Origin of the sequence: Pseudoalteromonas sp. SIMBA_162 (assembly GCF_046535955.1) — a bacterium.
Taxonomy (GTDB): Bacteria; Pseudomonadota; Gammaproteobacteria; order Enterobacterales; family Alteromonadaceae; genus Pseudoalteromonas; species Pseudoalteromonas marina.
Genome location: NZ_JAWJBQ010001135.1, coordinates 1 through 239, shown reverse-complemented (window position 1 = coordinate 239; position 239 = coordinate 1). Strand labels below are relative to the sequence as shown.

1 protein-coding gene is annotated in these 239 nt (G+C 68.6%); it reads left to right on the top strand.

Features of this window, described 5'->3' with window-relative positions:
* The coding region (locus tag R0J88_RS23225) for an MBL fold metallo-hydrolase (RefSeq protein WP_410901349.1) at nucleotides 1-239 on the top strand (239 nt) is incomplete at both ends.

Sequence of the window (239 nt, the reverse complement as noted above, 5' to 3'; positions counted from 1 at the left end):
CTGCCACGTCTTCATTCCTTCGAATCCCATGCAAGCCTTGACCGCCCCCGCAGGCGGCCGCGAACGCAACGCCGCGGTCTTGCCCCTGCCCGCCTTCACCGACAACTATATCTGGGCCATCGTCCGCGACGGGCAGGCCGCCGTGGTCGACCCCGGCGAAGCCGGCACGGTGCTGCAATGGCTGGCCCGCGAAGGCCTGAAGCTGCGCGCCATTCTACTCACGCACCACCACGGCGACC